Source organism: Flavobacterium sp. N502540 (assembly GCF_025947365.1).
Taxonomy (GTDB): Bacteria; Bacteroidota; Bacteroidia; order Flavobacteriales; family Flavobacteriaceae; genus Flavobacterium.
This window is the reverse complement of sequence record NZ_CP110012.1, coordinates 968688-984920: the sequence shown is the minus strand read 5'-3', so window position 1 is coordinate 984920 and position 16233 is coordinate 968688. Positions and strand designations below refer to the sequence as shown.

Genomic DNA, 16233 nt, shown 5'->3' with positions numbered 1-16233 from the left:
TAAGATGAAGAAATTTATTGAATCAATAAGTAATGTTTGGAAAATCGAAGAACTGAAAAATAGAATCTTAATTACATTAGGATTGCTTTTAGTATATCGTTTTGGTGCACACGTTACGCTTCCTGGAATTGACGCAACTCAGTTAACAGGTTTAGCGGGACAAACTAAAAATGGTTTAGGATCTATCCTGGACATGTTTACAGGAGGTGCTTTCTCTAAAGCTTCAGTTTTTGCTTTAGGTATTATGCCTTATATTTCTGCATCTATTGTTGTTCAGTTAATGGGAATTGCGATTCCTTATTTGCAAAAACTTCAAAACGATGGAGAGAGTGGTAGAAAAAAGATTAATCAAATCACTCGTTGGTTGACTATAGCTATTACACTGGTTCAAGGTCCAACTTATATCTATAATTTGTACAGAACATTGCCTGGTAGTGCATTCTTACTAGGCTTTAATTCACCTGAATTTTTGTTCTCGTCAGTTATTATCTTAGTTACAGGTACAATTTTTGCTATGTGGCTTGGAGAAAAAATTACAGATAAAGGTATTGGAAATGGAATTTCATTATTGATTATGGTTGGTATTTTAGCACGCTTACCGCAAGCTTTTATACAAGAATTCACAACCAGAGTTACCAATAACAATGGAGGTCCAATGTTGTTAGTTATTGAGATTATCGTGTGGTTATTAGTAATCATTTCTTGTGTATTGCTTACAATGGCAGTACGCAGAATCCCGGTTCAGTACGCTCGTCGTACGACAACTGGAGATTACGAGCAGGATTTAGCTGGTGGTAACAGACAATGGATTCCTCTTAAGCTTAATGCTTCAGGAGTTATGCCAATCATCTTTGCTCAGGCAATTATGTTTATTCCTGCAGCTGTAGCTGGATTGTCTAAATCAGACACATCACAATCTATTGTTGGTGCGTTTAGTAATATGTTCGGATTTTGGTACAATTTTGTATTTGCAACTTTAATTATTGTATTTACATTCTTTTATACTGCAATCACTGTTCCTACTAACAAAATGGCCGATGATTTAAAAAGAAGCGGTGGTTTTATTCCTGGAGTTCGTCCGGGAGCTGAAACTTCAGACTTCCTTGATAAAGTGATGTCTTTAATAACTTTCCCAGGATCTTTATTCCTTGCTTTGATTGCTGTGTTCCCAGCTATTGTTGTAAGTATTATGGATGTACAACAATCTTGGGCAATGTTTTTTGGAGGTACCTCATTAATAATTATGGTTGGAGTTGCAATAGATACTATTCAACAAATCAATTCATACTTGTTAAACAAACATTATGATGGTTTAATGAAGACTGGTAAAAATAGAAAAGCGGTAGCTTAATATATTTATGGCAAAACAATCAGCAATAGAACAAGACGGGTCAATCATCGAAGCATTATCAAATGCGATGTTCCGTGTAGAGTTAGAAAATGGACATATTGTAATTGCTCATATTTCCGGTAAAATGCGTATGCATTACATCAAGTTATTACCTGGTGATAAAGTGAAATTGGAAATGAGTCCTTACGATTTGTCAAAAGCAAGAATTACTTATCGATATTAAAAAGCTGTAAGCAATAGGCAATAAGCATTAAGCAATAAAACTTATGCCTAAAGCCTAAAGCCTAAAGCCTAAAGCAAATTCACTATGAAAGTTAGAGCATCAGTAAAAAAGAGAAGTGCCGAGTGCATTATCGTGCGTAGAAAAGGGAGATTGTACGTAATAAACAAAAAGAATCCTAGATTTAAACAAAGACAAGGATAATTATGGCAAGAATAGCAGGGGTAGATATCCCAAAAAATAAGAGAGGTGTTATCGCACTTACCTACATCTTTGGATTAGGAAAAAGTAGAGCTATTGAGATTTTAGAAAAAGCTCAAGTTAGCCAAGATAAAAAAGTTCAAGATTGGAATGATGACGAGATCGGAGCAATTCGTGATGCAGTTTCATTTTACAAAATTGAAGGAGAATTACGTTCTGAAGTTTCTTTAAACATCAAACGTTTAATGGATATTGGTTGTTACAGAGGTATCCGTCATAGATCTGGTCTTCCGTTAAGAGGGCAAAGAACTAAAAACAACTCTAGAACAAGAAAAGGTAAAAGAAAAACTGTTGCTAACAAGAAAAAAGCAACTAAATAATAAGTAATATGGCTAAAGCAACTGCAAAAAAACGTAAAGTTATCGTTGAATCAACGGGTGAAGCTCATATTTCTGCCACTTTCAACAACATTATCATTTCTTTGACTAATAAGAAAGGTGAAGTTATTTCTTGGTCTTCAGCTGGTAAAATGGGTTTCAGAGGTTCTAAAAAGAACACTCCGTATGCAGCTCAAATGGCAGCAGAAGATTGTAGTAAAGTAGCTCTTGAGGCAGGACTTAAAAAAGTGAAAGTTTATGTAAAAGGACCAGGAAACGGACGTGAGTCTGCTATCCGTTCTATTCATAACGGTGGAATTGAAGTTACTGAGATTATCGATGTTACTCCAATGCCTCACAACGGATGTCGTCCTCCAAAGAGACGTAGAGTTTAATTTTATTTATTCATAGTATAAACAAGGTAGAGCATAGATTATCGAAGGATTAGACCTGAATTCATAATCTCTACCTTAAATTTTTTTTAAAATGGCAAGATATACTGGTCCTAAAACCAAAATCGCTCGTAAATTTGGCGAAGCAATCTTCGGAGATGATAAATCATTCGAAAAAAGAAATTACCCACCTGGACAACACGGGATGGCTAAAAAAAGAGGAAAAAAATCTGAGTACGCTGTTCAGTTAATGGAAAAGCAAAAAGCTAAATATTCTTACGGAATTTTAGAAAAACAATTCAGAAATTTATTCGAAAAAGCATCAGCAACTAAAGGAGTAACTGGTGAAGTTTTATTACAATTATGTGAAGCAAGATTAGATAATGTTGTTTTTAGAATGGGAATTGCTCCATCTAGAAGAGGTGCGCGTCAAATCGTATCTCACAGACACGTTACTGTTAATGGTGAAGTTGTAAATATTCCTTCTTACCACCTTAAGCCTGGTGATAAAGTAGCAGTTCGTGAAAAATCTAAATCTTTAGAAGCTATCGAACGTTCTTTGTCAAATTCAAGTCATGTTTATGAATGGATTACTTGGAACAATGATCTTAAAGAAGGAACTTTCGTTTCTGTGCCTGCAAGACTACAAATTCCAGAAAACATTAAAGAACAATTAATCGTAGAGTTGTACAACAAATAATAATTGACTTAGTCGAAATTTATGGCAATATTTAATTTTCAAAAGCCCGATAAAGTTATCATGATCGATTCAACCGATTTTGAAGGTAAATTTGAATTTAGACCTTTAGAACCTGGTTACGGATTGACAGTTGGTAATGCACTTAGAAGAGTTTTGCTTTCAGCATTAGAAGGTTATGCAATTACATCTGTTCGTATCGAAGGTGTAGATCATGAGTTTTCTACTATTTCAGGTGTTGTTGAAGATGTTACCGAAATTATCCTTAATCTAAAGCAAGTGCGTTTCAAACGTCAAATTGAAGATATCGATAATGAAGCAGTTACAATTTCTGTTTCCGGTAAAGATCAATTGACAGCAGGTGATTTTCAAAAATTTATTTCAGGTTTTCAAGTTTTGAATCCAGACCTTGTTATCTGTAATTTAGATTCTAAAATCAAATTGAACTTCGATTTAACAATCGAAAAAGGTAGAGGATATGTTCCTGCTGAGGAGAACAAAAAACAGAATGCTGCAATTGGAACTATTTTTACAGATTCTATTTTTACTCCGGTAAAAAATGTAAAATATGCAATTGAAAACTTCCGTGTTGAGCAAAAAACAGATTATGAAAAATTAGTTTTTGAAATTAAAACTGATGGTTCTATTAATCCTAAAGATGCTCTTACTGAAGCTGCTAAAGTTTTAATTCACCACTTCATGTTGTTCTCTGACGAAAGAATTACACTCGAGGCTGACGAAATTGCACAAACAGAATCGTATGATGAAGAGTCATTGCATATGAGACAATTGCTTAAAACTAAGCTTGTTGATATGGATTTATCTGTGAGAGCATTAAATTGCTTGAAAGCGGCTGAAGTTGATACACTTGGTGATTTAGTATCGTTCAATAAAAATGACCTAATGAAATTCCGTAATTTTGGTAAAAAATCTTTAACTGAACTTGATGAACTTGTTGCAGTGAAGAATTTAACTTTCGGAATGGACTTAGCTAAATACAAATTAGATAAAGAATAATTCAATCCGCTACGGCGGGTTAAATTTAAAATAGCAATGAGACACGGAAAAAAATTCAATCACTTAAGCAGACAGACTGGACATAGAAAAGCTATGTTGGCTAATATGGCTTGTTCTCTTATCGAGCACAAACGTATTAACACTACTGTTGCTAAAGCTAAAGCGCTTAAACAATTCGTTGAGCCTTTAATTACAAAATCGAAAGAAGATACGACTCACAACCGTCGTATTGTTTTTGCTTACTTACGTAGTAAATATGCGGTAACTGACTTGTTCAGAGACGTAGCTGCTAAAGTTGGTGACCGTCCAGGAGGATACACTCGTATCATTAAAGTTGGAAATCGTTTGGGAGATAATGCTGATATGGCAATGATCGAACTTGTAGATTTCAATGAACTTTACAATGGAGGTAAAAAAGAAGTTAAAAAAGCAAAAAGCCGTCGTGGTGGTAAAGCTAAAAAAGCAGAAGGTACTCCTGAAGCTCCAGCAGCTGAAGCAGAAACGACTACTGAAGCTTCTGAATAATTATGAAAGTAATGATTCTATAGAAATCAAGGATAAACTAATTTTTAGTTTATCCTTTTTTTTTGATTTTTTTGGAGTGAAATTAAAATTTAACTTATCTGACTTTATAGGTTTTATTTTTATAGAGGAAAGTTTTAAAAAATCTTGGAGGCACTCTTTTAAAGAAGTAAATTTGCAAAATATCTAATTACAATTGAAAAACCTATTGGGGATTTCATGAAACAATTAAAAAAAACAATACAAATTAAAGAATGAAATACACAACACGACAAAGCGCCATTTTATTACTTAGTGATGGGACTATTTTTCATGGAAAATCTATCGGAATTAGCGGTAAGACTTTTGGTGAAGTTTGTTTTAATACGGGAATGACCGGATACCAGGAGATTTTTACAGATCCTTCTTATTTTGGTCAAATAATGGTTGCGACTAATACTCATATTGGAAATTATGGTGTTAATGACTCTGAGGTTGAATCGGAGAGCATCAAAATAGCTGGTTTGGTTTGTAAAAATTTTAGCTTTAATTATTCCAGAGAAGATGCTTCAGGAAGCCTGGAAGATTATTTTACGAAACAAAACTTAATTTGTATTTCGGATGTTGATACCAGAGCTCTTGTAAGTTATATTCGTGACAATGGAGCGATGAATGCTGTTATTTGTACAGATGGTACTTCGATTGAAGATTTGAAAAAAGAATTGGCAAATGTGCCTAATATGGAAGGTTTGGAGTTGGCATCAAAAGTTTCAACTACTGAGCCTTATTTTTTTGGTGATGAAAATGCTACCTACAAAATATCAGCTTTAGATCTTGGTATAAAAAAGAATATCTTAAGAAATTTAGCTAAAAGAGATTGTTACATCAAAGTTTATCCATATAACTCAACTTACAAAGATTTAGCAGAATTTAATCCGGATGGATACTTTTTGTCTAACGGTCCCGGTGATCCGGACCCGCTTTTTGGAGCTATTGAAGTGGCAAAAGAAATTTTAGCAAATGATAAACCGCTGTTTGGAATTTGTTTAGGACATCAGGTAATTGCTTTGGCAAATGGAGTTCAAACGTATAAGATGTTTAATGGTCATCGTGGAATTAATCACCCGGTAAAAAACTTAATTACAGGTAAAGGTGAAATAACTTCTCAGAATCATGGATTTGCTGTAAACAAAGAGCAGTTGGATAATCATCCTGAATTGGAGATTACACATTTGCATTTAAATGATGAAACGGTTGCAGGTATGCGTATGAAGAATAAGAATTGTTTTTCAGTGCAATACCATCCTGAAGCAAGTCCGGGACCTCACGATTCATCTTATTTATTCGATCAGTTTGTCGAGAATATAAAAGAAGCTGCTGCTAAAACGATGTAGTTAATAAATAAAGACGTTTATTGGTTAGAATACGTTTTTACTATTAAATATTTTTATAATTTCGAAAAAAAAATATAATTTATTAATAAAAAAATAAAAATAATGAGTATTATAATTAAAGTTCACGCAAGACAAATTCTTGATTCGAGAGGTAATCCTACTATTGAAGTTGATGTAGTAACTGAAAATGGTGTTTTAGGTAGAGCAGCTGTTCCATCTGGCGCATCAACGGGAGAGCATGAAGCTGTTGAATTACGTGACGGAGGTAAAGCTTATCTTGGAAAAGGAGTTTTAAATGCAGTGAACAATGTAAATACTGTTATTGCTGAAGAATTAGTTGGTACTTCTGTTTTTGAACAAAATACAATCGACCAGTTAATGATTGATTTAGATGGTACTCCGAACAAATCTAAATTAGGAGCTAATGCTATTTTAGGAGTTTCTTTGGCTGCTGCGAAAGCTGCTGCTAATGAATTAGGATTGCCATTATACAGATACGTTGGTGGAGTTTCTGCTAACACTTTACCAGTGCCAATGATGAACATCATCAACGGAGGTTCACACTCTGATGCGCCTATCGCATTTCAGGAGTTTATGATTTTCCCTGTAAAAGCGACTTCTTTTACACATGCCATGCAAATGGGAACTGAAATCTTCCATAGCTTGAAAAAAGTGTTGCACGATAGAGGTTTAAGTACCGCTGTAGGTGATGAGGGAGGTTTTGCGCCAAACTTGGCCGGAGGTACTGAAGATGCTTTGGATACTATCAAATTGGCAGTTGAAAAGGCTGGATATTCTTTCGGTGACGAAATTATGATTGCGCTTGATTGTGCGGCTTCTGAGTTTTATGTAAACGGAAAATACGATTACACTAAATTTGAAGGAGAAACCGGAAAAATCAGAACTTCAGAAGAGCAAGCGGATTATTTAGCTGAATTGGCTGCTAAATATCCAATTATCTCTATCGAAGATGGTATGTATGAAGACGACTGGAATGGATGGAAATACTTAACAGATAAAATTGGAGATAAAGTTCAGTTAGTAGGTGATGATTTGTTTGTAACTAACGTAGCTCGTTTGTCTACAGGAATTGAAAAAGGGATCGCTAATTCAATTTTAGTAAAAGTAAACCAAATTGGTACTTTAACAGAAACTATTGCCGCTGTGAACATGGCTAAAAATGCAGGGTATACTTCAGTAATGTCTCACCGTTCAGGAGAAACAGAAGATAATACGATTGCTGACTTAGCAGTTGCTTTAAACTGTGGACAGATTAAAACAGGTTCAGCTTCACGTTCTGATCGTATGGCAAAATACAATCAATTGTTAAGAATCGAGGAAGAATTAGGAAGTACAGCTTATTTTCCTGGCTTAAATGCTTTTAAAATTAAATAATTGTAAGAGTTATATATTCAATTTAAACCATCTGCCACAGCAGATGGTTTTTTTTTTGGAGTTTTAACAAATTCATAGCAGGATTCTTTTTTTAATTAGTCTTAAATTCATTAGATTTGATAAATTATTATTTTATAAGATTTATTTCCGATATATTATGTCAAAAATAGCTACATTAGAGGTAGATGGTCAAAAAATTGAACTTCCGGTAATCACGGGAAGTGAAAATGAATCAGCTATCGATATTAACAAATTACGTGATTTAACAGGTATTATTACCTTAGACCCGGGATATAAAAACTCTGGTTCTTGTAAGAGTGAAATCACCTTCTTAGATGGAGAATTAGGGATTTTGCGTTACAGAGGATATTCAATTGAAGATTTAGCTGAAAAAGCAAGTTTCTTAGAAGTATCTTATCTTTTAATTTTTGGAGAATTGCCAACTGCTAAGGAGTTAGAGCAATTTGAAAATGGTATTAAAAAGCATACTTTGGTAAACGAAGAAATGAAAAATATCATTGATGGTTTCCCAAAAACAGCTCACCCGATGGGCGTTTTATCTGCTTTGACCAGTGCCTTAACGGCATTTAATCCAAAAGCAGTAAATGTTGAAAATGAAAAAGAGATGTACGAGGCCATTTGTAAAACAATGGGTAAATTTCTTGTAATTGCAACATGGACTTATAGAAAATCTATGGGGTATCCGTTGAATTATTACGACAATACAACCGGTTATGTAGAGAATTTTATGCAGTTAATGTTTAAATTGCCTACAGGACCTTACTCTGCAAATCCAATTGTGATTGATGCATTAGATAAATTATTTATTCTTCACGCTGATCACGAACAAAATTGTTCTACTTCAACAGTAAGAATGGTAGGTTCGTCTCATGCTGGTTTATTTGCTTCTATTTCAGCAGGTGTTTCTGCGCTTTGGGGACCTTTACACGGAGGTGCAAACCAGGCGGTTCTTGAAATGTTGGAGGAAATTAACAAAGATGGTGGAGATACGGATAAATTCTTAGCAAAAGCAAAAGACAAAAATGATCCATTCCGTTTAATGGGATTTGGTCACAGAGTTTATAAAAGCTTCGATCCTAGAGCGAAAATCATTAAAAAAGCAGCTAAAGAAGTATTAGATACATTAGGTGTTGAAGATCCTATTTTAGAAATCGCTAAAAAATTAGAGTCAGCAGCTCTTGAAGACGAATACTTCAAATCAAGAAATTTATATCCTAATGTTGATTTCTACTCTGGAATTATCTACAGAGCATTAGGGATACCAACAGATATGTTTACGGTTATGTTTGCTATTGGAAGACTTCCAGGTTGGATTGCGCAATGGAAAGAAATGCGTGAGAATAAAGAACCAATTGGCCGCCCAAGACAAGTTTATACAGGACACCCATTGAGAGACTTTAAGTCAAACAAATAAAAAAAAATTAAAGCTTCACTTAACCTGTGAAGCTTTTTTTATCTTTGCTCAAAATACAATATAGTTATGTTGCAATTAAATATAAAGAACGAAACGTCAAGACTGCGGGCAGTAGTTTTGGGTTCTGCAGTTCATAATGGGCCAACTCCATCTTTAGAGGAAGCTTATGATCCTAAATCATTGGAACATATTAAAGCCGGGACCTATCCAATCGAAAAAGATATGATAGTCGAAATGGATGCCTTTAATGCTGTTTTTCAAAAATATGATGTAAAAGTGTATCGTCCGGAAATGATTGAAAATTACAATCAGATTTTTGCCCGTGATATAGGTTTTGTGATAGATGATACTTTTGTGAAATCAAACATTCTGCCGGACAGAGAACGTGAGTTGGATGCAATTCAATACGTAATCGACCAGATGGATCCGTTAAAAGTAGTTCGTCCACCGGAAGAAGTACATATTGAAGGCGGTGATGTAATGTTGTGGAATGATCATGTGTTTGTTGGAACTTATAAAGGAAGTGATTATAAAGATTACATTACAGCAAGAACTAATATGCATGGTGTTGAGTATTTAAGAAAAATGTTTCCGAATAAAATTGTTAAAGAATTCGATTTGGTAAAATCTAAATTGGAAGCGCGCGACAATGCCTTACACCTTGATTGCTGTTTTCAGCCTGTTGGAAAAGATAAAGGAATTATCTACAAGAGAGGTTTCCGTGAAGAAGCAGATTATTTGTATTTGGTGAATCTTTTTGGAAAAGAAAATTTATTTCATATCGAAAGAGATGAGATGTATAATATGTTTTCAAATGTATTTTCGATCGACGATACTGTAGTAGTTTCCGAAAAGAATTTTACCCGTCTGAACAATTGGCTTCGTGCTAATGGTTTTGTTGTAGAGGAAATTCCATACGCAGAAATTGCAAAGCAGGAGGGATTGTTGAGATGTTCTACTTTACCATTAATAAGAGACTAAAAAAGTTTCAAGTTTCAGGTTTCACGTTCCGTTAACATGAAACCTGAAACTTGAAATATAAAAACATATAAAATGAAACAAACTACAAATGCAATTGTAATGATTCGGCCAGTAGCTTTCAGAATGAATGAGCAAACGGCAGTTAATAATTATTACCAAAAAGTATTAGACGGACTTTTACCAAGTACGGTAAATGCAAAAGCACAACAGGAATTCGATACTTTTGTTGAAAAACTCAGAGCGGTTGGAGTTGATGTCACTGTTATTGAAGATACTTTAGAAACCGATACCCCGGATAGTATTTTTCCAAATAACTGGATTTCATTTCATGAAAATGGAGATGTGGCACTATATCCGATGTTTGCGGAGAATCGTCGTCAGGAGCGTCGTGAAGATATTTTAGATACACTTGAAGAGAAAGGTTTTGAAATCTCAAATATAGTTGACTATACATCGGCAGAAGAAGATGGTTATTTTTTAGAAGGAACCGGAAGTTTGCTTTTGGATAGAGCAAATGCAAAAGCATATTGCGCTTTGTCTCCTCGTGCAGATGAAGAGCTGTTTATCGAATTCTGTGAAGATTTTGATTATGCTCCGGTTATTTTTGAAGCTTTTCAAACGGTTGACGGAGAACGTAAATTGATTTATCATACGAATGTAATGATGTGTTTGGGGGAAACATTCGCTGTTATCTGTGCAGATAGTATCGATGATAAAAAAGAACGTAAAATGGTTCTTGAAAATCTAAAAGCAGATAAAAAGGAAGTTGTTTTAATTACCGAAGCACAGGTAAATAATTTTGCCGGAAATATGCTGGAAGTTCGAGGAACAAATGATAAGAGATATATTGTAATGAGTGCATCGGCACATCAGAGCTTGACTCCAAAACAAATTGCACAATTAGAAAATCATGCGGAAATTTTAAGCTCCAGTTTGGATACTATTGAGGCTTGCGGGGGTGGAAGTGCCCGCTGTATGATGGCTGAAGTATTTTTGCCAAGAAGTTAAATAGATTTTTAAGTATAGAAAAAGGGGATAAAAAGTATGTTTTATCCCCTTTTTTGTTAGTAACATGTCGATAGTGTTTACATCAGGTTTCCTTTTACAATATTGATGATGGAGCTAACGATGTATTGAATTCCAATTGAAATTACAATAAAACCGACAATTCTGGAAATGGCTACAATTCCGGAAGCACCAAGTATACGCGCTAAATAATGAGCACTTTTAAGGATTGCAAAAATTGTAAATGCAATTGCCAGGATAGCTGAGCATGAAATTATAATTTCGTTTATTCCGTGGTGTTCCTGATAAAAAGCAATTAATAGAGACATTGATCCTGGTCCTGCGAGCATTGGTATCGCCAGAGGTGTTAAAGCGATGTCGTTTCTTTGCTGTGCATCCGTTTCGATTTTTTTATTGATTCCTCGTTTTTTATTGAATTTTCCCGAAAGTAAAGAAAAACCGGAATTTACAATTACGATTCCACCCGCAATTCGTAAAGCATCAATGCTTATTCCAAAAAAAGTTAAAACATACTGGCCGATAAAATAAGAAACCAATAAAATGATTCCAACATTAATAGCAGTCCAAAGCGAAATTCGGGAACGTTCTTTTTGGGAGTCATGTTGTGTCAGACCAACAAAAATAGGTACGGTGCCGATAGGGTTTAATACTGAAAACAGTGCAGCAAATAAATAAATGAATAAATCCATAGAGTTTAGGTTAGTGTCGTAAAAATAGACATTTTTTAAAACTTCAGGCTAAGATCATGTAAGGATATTGTTTTTTTATTGCTTTTAATTCTAAATCGATAACCTAAAATAAGCTCATTCTTTTTGATTACTTTTGCAGTATATTTAAAAATAATGAAAAATAAGAAAACCCTTGTTCTTGGTGCTACTACAAAACCGGAACGATATGCTTTTAAAGCTATAAATATGCTGGTTGAAAAAGGACATACTGTATTGGCAATTGGTCAGAACAGAGGCGAAGTTGCCGGTGTGAAGATTCATACGAAAACAATTCCGGTAAAAAACATCGATACTGTTACGTTGTATTTAAATCCTGCCCGTCAGCGTGAATATTACAATTATATTATAGAAGCACAGCCTAAAAGAGTTGTTTTTAATCCAGGGTCAGAGAATCCGGAATTTTATCAATTGTTAGAATTAAACAATATCAAGGCAGAAGTGGCCTGTACTTTAGTTTTATTGGCTACAAATCAGTATTAAGTTTTTTGTTTTTGACCTCAGAACATTGAGGAATTCATTTTTAAACGGATCAGATAAGAAACATTAATGTATTACTTTTGTCGTCATGGAATTTTCATCAAAATTAATAGAAAAAGCAGTTAGTGAAATGTCGCAGCTGCCCGGAATTGGTAAACGTACAGCGTTGCGATTAGTGCTGCATTTGTTAAAACAGCCTAAAGAACAAACCGGTTTTTTATCTCAGGCTCTATTGAACATGCGTGAGAATATTAAGTTTTGTCAAAATTGTCATAACATTTCAGATACCAAAGTTTGCGAAATTTGTGCTAATTCATCAAGAAATCATCAAACAATTTGTGTTGTTGAAGATATTCGTGACGTTATGGCGATTGAAAACACAGGTCAGTATAAAGGAATTTATCATGTACTGGGAGGGAAAATTTCTCCAATTGAAGGAGTCGGTCCCAGTCAGTTGAATATTTCAAGTCTGGTTGAAAAAGTAAAGGCAGGAAAAGTCGTAGAAATTATCTTTGCGCTCAGTTCTACAATGGAAGGGGATACTACTAATTTTTACATCTACAAACAAATTGCCGAATCGGAAGTTATAATTTCTACCATTGCAAGAGGAATTTCGGTAGGAGATGAACTGGAATATGCAGATGAAATTACCCTTGGGAGAAGTATTTTACATCGTGTTCCATTCGAAAAAACTTTCAAAAACAATTAAATAAACCCAAATAACACTTAGATTTTCTGAAGATTAAAGGAAAGTCTATATTTGCGATAAAATTTCACTAATGACAAAAAACGGCTTTTATTTACTGTTATTAATTAGCATACTATTTACTTCTTGTATTCCTGTAAAAGATCTGGTTTATTTACAAGATAAAAATAATTCGGGAGAACAGAATAATATTGCGGCTGTGGAGTCTAAGCCTTACAGATTGCAGGTAAATGATGTTTTGAGTATTGACATAAAAGCAATTGACCCAAAGTTGGTTTCCATTTTTAATACTACAGAAGGTACTTCTTCGGGAGCTGGAAAATCAGAGTCAGGATTGTATTTTAATGGATTTACGGTTGACGATCATGGTAATATCAGAATGCCAATCTTAGGGGAAATTAATGTTATCGGATATACTCTTGAAGAAGTGCGTGTTCGAATCGAAAAGAAATTACTTGAAGAGTATTTTAAAAGTGAGGCTAATATTTTTGTTACTGTGAAATTAGCTGGTTTTAGATATACCATCAATGGAGAAGTGGGAAGTACAGGTACAAAAACACTGTTTCAGGAACATGTAAATATTATGGAAGCTATCGCAAATGCCGGAGATATCACAGTTACGGGTAATAGAAAATCGGTAACCGTAATTCGTCAGACACCAACTGGTGTACAAATGCAGGACATAGATTTGACGGATATTAATGTGATGAAATCACCTTATTATTATTTACAGCCTAACGATTATATTTATGTAAAACCGGTCAAACAAAAATCATGGGGGACCGGAAAGACAGGTATAGAATCTATTACAACAATTATTACCGTTTTGTCATTGGCTACAACGGTGTATTTGTTGCTTAAAAACTAAAATTAAATTCAAAAGATGTTAGATATAAAAGATTTTTCCATTTTTGAAAATCATTCAAATTTTGATTTTAAAGGATTCCTCCTGAAAATAGCCAGTTACTGGAAATTATTTGCGATTAGTTTGATAATTGCTTTTGCCATTGCATATCAGGTAAATGTTCGTAAAGAAAAAATTTACGGAATGCAGACTATGGTTTCAATTAAGGAAGAACGAAACCCCTTTTTTACTTCCAATACAAGTTTGGTTTTTAATTGGGGAGGGGTTTCAGATCAGGTCAATGGAATTTCAACCGTTATTCAATCAAGATCACACAACGAGTTAGTTGTGGATAAATTAGAGTTTTATATTGATTATCTTGTTCAGGGGAAATATAATTTGATTGATTCTTATGGAGCAGTTCCATTTTACGTAAAAATTGACAAAACAAAAGGGCAGCTTGCTAATACATTAATTGGTATTAAGTTTTTGAGTCCAACTGAATATGAAATTCGAATTCCGTTTGAAGGTAATTCCGCTTCATTAATTACGTATTCCAACAACAGCTATAGTAATACAACGGTTCAGCCTAAAGAATATGTGAGAAGATGTAAGGCTGGCGAACAAGTCACGCTTCCATTTTTAAATTGGAATTTACAGATAAATGATAACCCGGGCTTTTATACCGGAAATGAATATTTTGTTAGATTTAATGATTTTGACGGAACGGTATCACGTTACAGAGGCGTAAGTATTAACTCGGATGAAAAAGGAGGGTCAATATTGACTCTGGGGATGCAAGGTACAAATAAAGCCAGGATGGTTGATTATTTGAATGCAACGGTAAAAATGTTAATCAAAATTCAGCTGGACGGGAAGAATCAGTTTGCGACAAATACCATCCGATTTATCGATAGTACCCTTATTGCTATGGAAATGCAATTGAAGCAAACAGGCAATGAGTTGAAATCTTTCAGAAAGGATAAAAATATTTATGAAATTGAAGGTGGTGGTGCTAAAGTTTCAGATAAAATAATGGATTTTGATGTTGAAAAAGATCAGGTAACAAGAAAAATAGCCTATTACAATTCATTAAAATCGTATTTAAATAATAGTACAGATTATTCAAGATTACCCGCGCCTACAGTTGCAGGTATTGAAGATCCGAATGTTGTTTTGCATGTTTCAAAACTTATCGCACTTTCTGCGCAAAGATCAGAAATGTCTTATGCTGTAAAAAGCGATAAGATTTTTAAAGATTTTGACAACCAAATGCAAGCTGTTAAAAATGTTTTGTTGGAAAATATAACTTCTGCAAAAGCATTGTTATTAACAGATTTGGCTATGGTAAATGCTAAAATCGGTCAGGCAGAAAGTACCGTAAAAAAACTACCGGAAGAACAGCAGGAGCTGCTGAAAATTCAGAGAAAATATGACTTAAGTGATAATATTTATACTGAATTTCTAAAAAAAAGGAATGAGGCTGAAATCGTGAAAGCATCGAACTTATCAGATATTCATTTTATTGATCCTGCAAAAGATATCGGAGGGGGATTAATTGGTCCTAAAACTTCAGTGAATTATGTACTGGCCTTATTTTTAGGGGTGTTAATTCCTCTACTGTTTGTTTTTGGAATTTTCTTTGTTAATAATTCGATCCAGAATACCGAAGATATTAGCAAATTGACGCAAATACCGTTAATTGGTATCATTGGAGTAAATAAAGATTTGTTGAGTTTGGCGGTATTTGACAAACCAAAATCGGCATTATCAGAAGCATTTAGAGCTATTCGTTCCTCTTTGCAGTTTTTATATAAGAAACAGCAGGTGAGCGGTTCGAAAACTCTAATGATTACATCGTCAATAAGTGGTGAAGGAAAGACATTTTGTTCCATAAATATTGCTACAGTATTCGCTTTAAGCGAAAAGAAAACGGTAATTCTAGGTTTGGATTTAAGAAAACCGAGATTGGCAGATGAGTTCAGTTTGAAAAATCAAATAGGTGTTGTTAACTACCTCATAAAGCAAAACAGCTTGGAAGAGATTACACACCATACAGAAGTTCCAAATCTAGATGTTATACTTTCGGGGCCAATTCCACCAAATCCTTCAGAGCTAATTTTGAGTGATGCGATGAGAGAGATGATCTTAGAGCTGAAACAGAAGTATGATTATATTATTCTGGATACACCTCCGGTTGGGTTAGTTTCGGATGCGTTAGAACTTGCACAATTTGCAGATGTAACTCTTTACATCGTAAGGCAGAATTATACCAAAAAGGATATGATTACATTATTAAACACCCGAGTAAAAAGAGGAGAGTTGAGTAATGCCAGCATTGTATTAAATGGTTATGAGAATAAGGCAAAATATGGAGCCGCTTATGGATACGGTTACGGTGCTTATGCAAACGGTTATCATGATGAAGAGGAAAAGCGTAGTGTTTGGAAGAATATTTTGAGTAAATTCAATAAAAAATAATTGGAAGCAA

General features: G+C 34.3%; 18 protein-coding genes. 17 read left to right on the top strand and 1 reads right to left on the bottom strand.

Going from position 1 to position 16233, the window contains the following annotated elements; all coding sequences use genetic code 11:
* Window positions 1-4: 4 nt before the first annotated feature.
* From secY to ctlX, 13 genes are all read left to right on the top strand, one after another.
* Window positions 5-1351 carry a preprotein translocase subunit SecY gene (secY, locus tag OLM58_RS04470; RefSeq protein ID WP_017495008.1) on the top strand — a complete coding sequence of 449 codons (1347 nt, stop codon included), beginning with the start codon at window positions 5-7 and terminating at the stop codon, window positions 1349-1351.
* 7 nt (window positions 1352-1358) lie between these two features.
* Window positions 1359-1574 carry a translation initiation factor IF-1 gene (infA, locus tag OLM58_RS04465; protein WP_007136545.1) on the top strand — a complete coding sequence of 72 codons (216 nt, stop codon included), beginning with the start codon at window positions 1359-1361 and terminating at the stop codon, window positions 1572-1574.
* An 84-nt stretch (window positions 1575-1658) separates the two neighbouring features.
* On the top strand, window positions 1659-1775 hold the full coding sequence (gene ykgO, locus OLM58_RS04460; protein WP_002987490.1) for a type B 50S ribosomal protein L36: 117 nt from the start codon (window positions 1659-1661) through the stop codon (window positions 1773-1775).
* A 2-nt stretch (window positions 1776-1777) separates the two neighbouring features.
* On the top strand, window positions 1778-2152 hold the full coding sequence (gene rpsM, locus OLM58_RS04455; protein WP_012022478.1) for a 30S ribosomal protein S13: 375 nt from the start codon (window positions 1778-1780) through the stop codon (window positions 2150-2152).
* Between the two features lie 8 nt (window positions 2153-2160).
* Window positions 2161-2544: a 30S ribosomal protein S11 gene (gene rpsK / locus OLM58_RS04450; protein WP_007803677.1), complete on the top strand. Its 384-nt coding sequence runs from the start codon at window positions 2161-2163 to the stop codon at window positions 2542-2544.
* Between the two features lie 91 nt (window positions 2545-2635).
* Window positions 2636-3241, top strand: a complete 606-nt coding sequence (gene rpsD / locus OLM58_RS04445) for a 30S ribosomal protein S4 (RefSeq protein ID WP_095931494.1) — start codon at window positions 2636-2638, stop codon at window positions 3239-3241.
* A 21-nt stretch (window positions 3242-3262) separates the two neighbouring features.
* Window positions 3263-4255, top strand: coding sequence for a DNA-directed RNA polymerase subunit alpha (locus tag OLM58_RS04440; protein WP_026109818.1), 993 nt, complete (start codon window positions 3263-3265; stop codon window positions 4253-4255).
* A gap of 36 nt (window positions 4256-4291) precedes the next feature.
* Window positions 4292-4780: a 50S ribosomal protein L17 gene (gene rplQ, locus OLM58_RS04435; protein WP_202701683.1), complete on the top strand. Its 489-nt coding sequence runs from the start codon at window positions 4292-4294 to the stop codon at window positions 4778-4780.
* A gap of 251 nt (window positions 4781-5031) precedes the next feature.
* Entirely contained in the window at window positions 5032-6150 is a 1119-nt protein-coding gene (gene carA, locus OLM58_RS04430; RefSeq protein WP_017495006.1) for a glutamine-hydrolyzing carbamoyl-phosphate synthase small subunit, read from the top strand.
* A gap of 102 nt (window positions 6151-6252) precedes the next feature.
* The gene (gene eno, locus OLM58_RS04425) at window positions 6253-7545 is read left to right on the top strand and encodes a phosphopyruvate hydratase (protein ID WP_017495005.1); all 1293 of its coding nucleotides are present in this window, start codon (window positions 6253-6255) and stop codon (window positions 7543-7545) included.
* A gap of 157 nt (window positions 7546-7702) precedes the next feature.
* Window positions 7703-8980: a citrate synthase gene (locus OLM58_RS04420; RefSeq protein ID WP_017495004.1), complete on the top strand. Its 1278-nt coding sequence runs from the start codon at window positions 7703-7705 to the stop codon at window positions 8978-8980.
* A gap of 66 nt (window positions 8981-9046) precedes the next feature.
* Entirely contained in the window at window positions 9047-9961 is a 915-nt protein-coding gene (locus tag OLM58_RS04415) for a dimethylarginine dimethylaminohydrolase family protein (RefSeq protein ID WP_264531368.1), read from the top strand.
* 72 nt (window positions 9962-10033) lie between these two features.
* On the top strand, window positions 10034-10969 hold the full coding sequence (ctlX, locus tag OLM58_RS04410; RefSeq protein ID WP_264531367.1) for a citrulline utilization hydrolase CtlX: 936 nt from the start codon (window positions 10034-10036) through the stop codon (window positions 10967-10969).
* Window positions 10970-11046: 77 nt separating this feature from the next.
* Here the strand turns inward: ctlX and OLM58_RS04405 are convergent, their stop codons facing one another.
* Window positions 11047-11676 carry a MarC family protein gene (locus OLM58_RS04405; protein WP_173967247.1) on the bottom strand — a complete coding sequence of 210 codons (630 nt, stop codon included), beginning with the start codon at window positions 11674-11676 and terminating at the stop codon, window positions 11047-11049.
* Between the two features lie 153 nt (window positions 11677-11829).
* On the opposite strand from OLM58_RS04405, the gene OLM58_RS04400 reads away from it, so the two are divergent.
* From OLM58_RS04400 to OLM58_RS04385, 4 genes are all read left to right on the top strand, one after another.
* The gene (locus OLM58_RS04400) at window positions 11830-12195 is read left to right on the top strand and encodes a CoA-binding protein (RefSeq protein WP_264531366.1); all 366 of its coding nucleotides are present in this window, start codon (window positions 11830-11832) and stop codon (window positions 12193-12195) included.
* A gap of 85 nt (window positions 12196-12280) precedes the next feature.
* On the top strand, window positions 12281-12901 hold the full coding sequence (recR, locus tag OLM58_RS04395; protein ID WP_264531365.1) for a recombination mediator RecR: 621 nt from the start codon (window positions 12281-12283) through the stop codon (window positions 12899-12901).
* 70 nt (window positions 12902-12971) lie between these two features.
* The gene (locus tag OLM58_RS04390) at window positions 12972-13766 is read left to right on the top strand and encodes a polysaccharide biosynthesis/export family protein (protein ID WP_264531364.1); all 795 of its coding nucleotides are present in this window, start codon (window positions 12972-12974) and stop codon (window positions 13764-13766) included.
* 15 nt (window positions 13767-13781) lie between these two features.
* Complete coding sequence (locus OLM58_RS04385) at window positions 13782-16223, top strand: polysaccharide biosynthesis tyrosine autokinase (protein WP_264531363.1); 2442 nt, start codon at window positions 13782-13784, stop codon at window positions 16221-16223.
* Window positions 16224-16233: the final 10 nt, after the last annotated feature.

Coding starts and splice junctions, on each gene's coding strand:
- secY (WP_017495008.1), top strand. CDS start 5: ATGAAGAAATTTATTGAATCAATAAGTAATGTTTGGAAAATCGAAGAA.
- infA (WP_007136545.1), top strand. CDS start 1,359: ATGGCAAAACAATCAGCAATAGAACAAGACGGGTCAATCATCGAAGCA.
- ykgO (WP_002987490.1), top strand. CDS start 1,659: ATGAAAGTTAGAGCATCAGTAAAAAAGAGAAGTGCCGAGTGCATTATC.
- rpsM (WP_012022478.1), top strand. CDS start 1,778: ATGGCAAGAATAGCAGGGGTAGATATCCCAAAAAATAAGAGAGGTGTT.
- rpsK (WP_007803677.1), top strand. CDS start 2,161: ATGGCTAAAGCAACTGCAAAAAAACGTAAAGTTATCGTTGAATCAACG.
- rpsD (WP_095931494.1), top strand. CDS start 2,636: ATGGCAAGATATACTGGTCCTAAAACCAAAATCGCTCGTAAATTTGGC.
- OLM58_RS04440 (WP_026109818.1), top strand. CDS start 3,263: ATGGCAATATTTAATTTTCAAAAGCCCGATAAAGTTATCATGATCGAT.
- rplQ (WP_202701683.1), top strand. CDS start 4,292: ATGAGACACGGAAAAAAATTCAATCACTTAAGCAGACAGACTGGACAT.
- carA (WP_017495006.1), top strand. CDS start 5,032: ATGAAATACACAACACGACAAAGCGCCATTTTATTACTTAGTGATGGG.
- eno (WP_017495005.1), top strand. CDS start 6,253: ATGAGTATTATAATTAAAGTTCACGCAAGACAAATTCTTGATTCGAGA.
- OLM58_RS04420 (WP_017495004.1), top strand. CDS start 7,703: ATGTCAAAAATAGCTACATTAGAGGTAGATGGTCAAAAAATTGAACTT.
- OLM58_RS04415 (WP_264531368.1), top strand. CDS start 9,047: ATGTTGCAATTAAATATAAAGAACGAAACGTCAAGACTGCGGGCAGTA.
- ctlX (WP_264531367.1), top strand. CDS start 10,034: ATGAAACAAACTACAAATGCAATTGTAATGATTCGGCCAGTAGCTTTC.
- OLM58_RS04405 (WP_173967247.1), bottom strand. CDS start 11,676: ATGGATTTATTCATTTATTTATTTGCTGCACTGTTTTCAGTATTAAAC.
- OLM58_RS04400 (WP_264531366.1), top strand. CDS start 11,830: ATGAAAAATAAGAAAACCCTTGTTCTTGGTGCTACTACAAAACCGGAA.
- recR (WP_264531365.1), top strand. CDS start 12,281: ATGGAATTTTCATCAAAATTAATAGAAAAAGCAGTTAGTGAAATGTCG.
- OLM58_RS04390 (WP_264531364.1), top strand. CDS start 12,972: ATGACAAAAAACGGCTTTTATTTACTGTTATTAATTAGCATACTATTT.
- OLM58_RS04385 (WP_264531363.1), top strand. CDS start 13,782: ATGTTAGATATAAAAGATTTTTCCATTTTTGAAAATCATTCAAATTTT.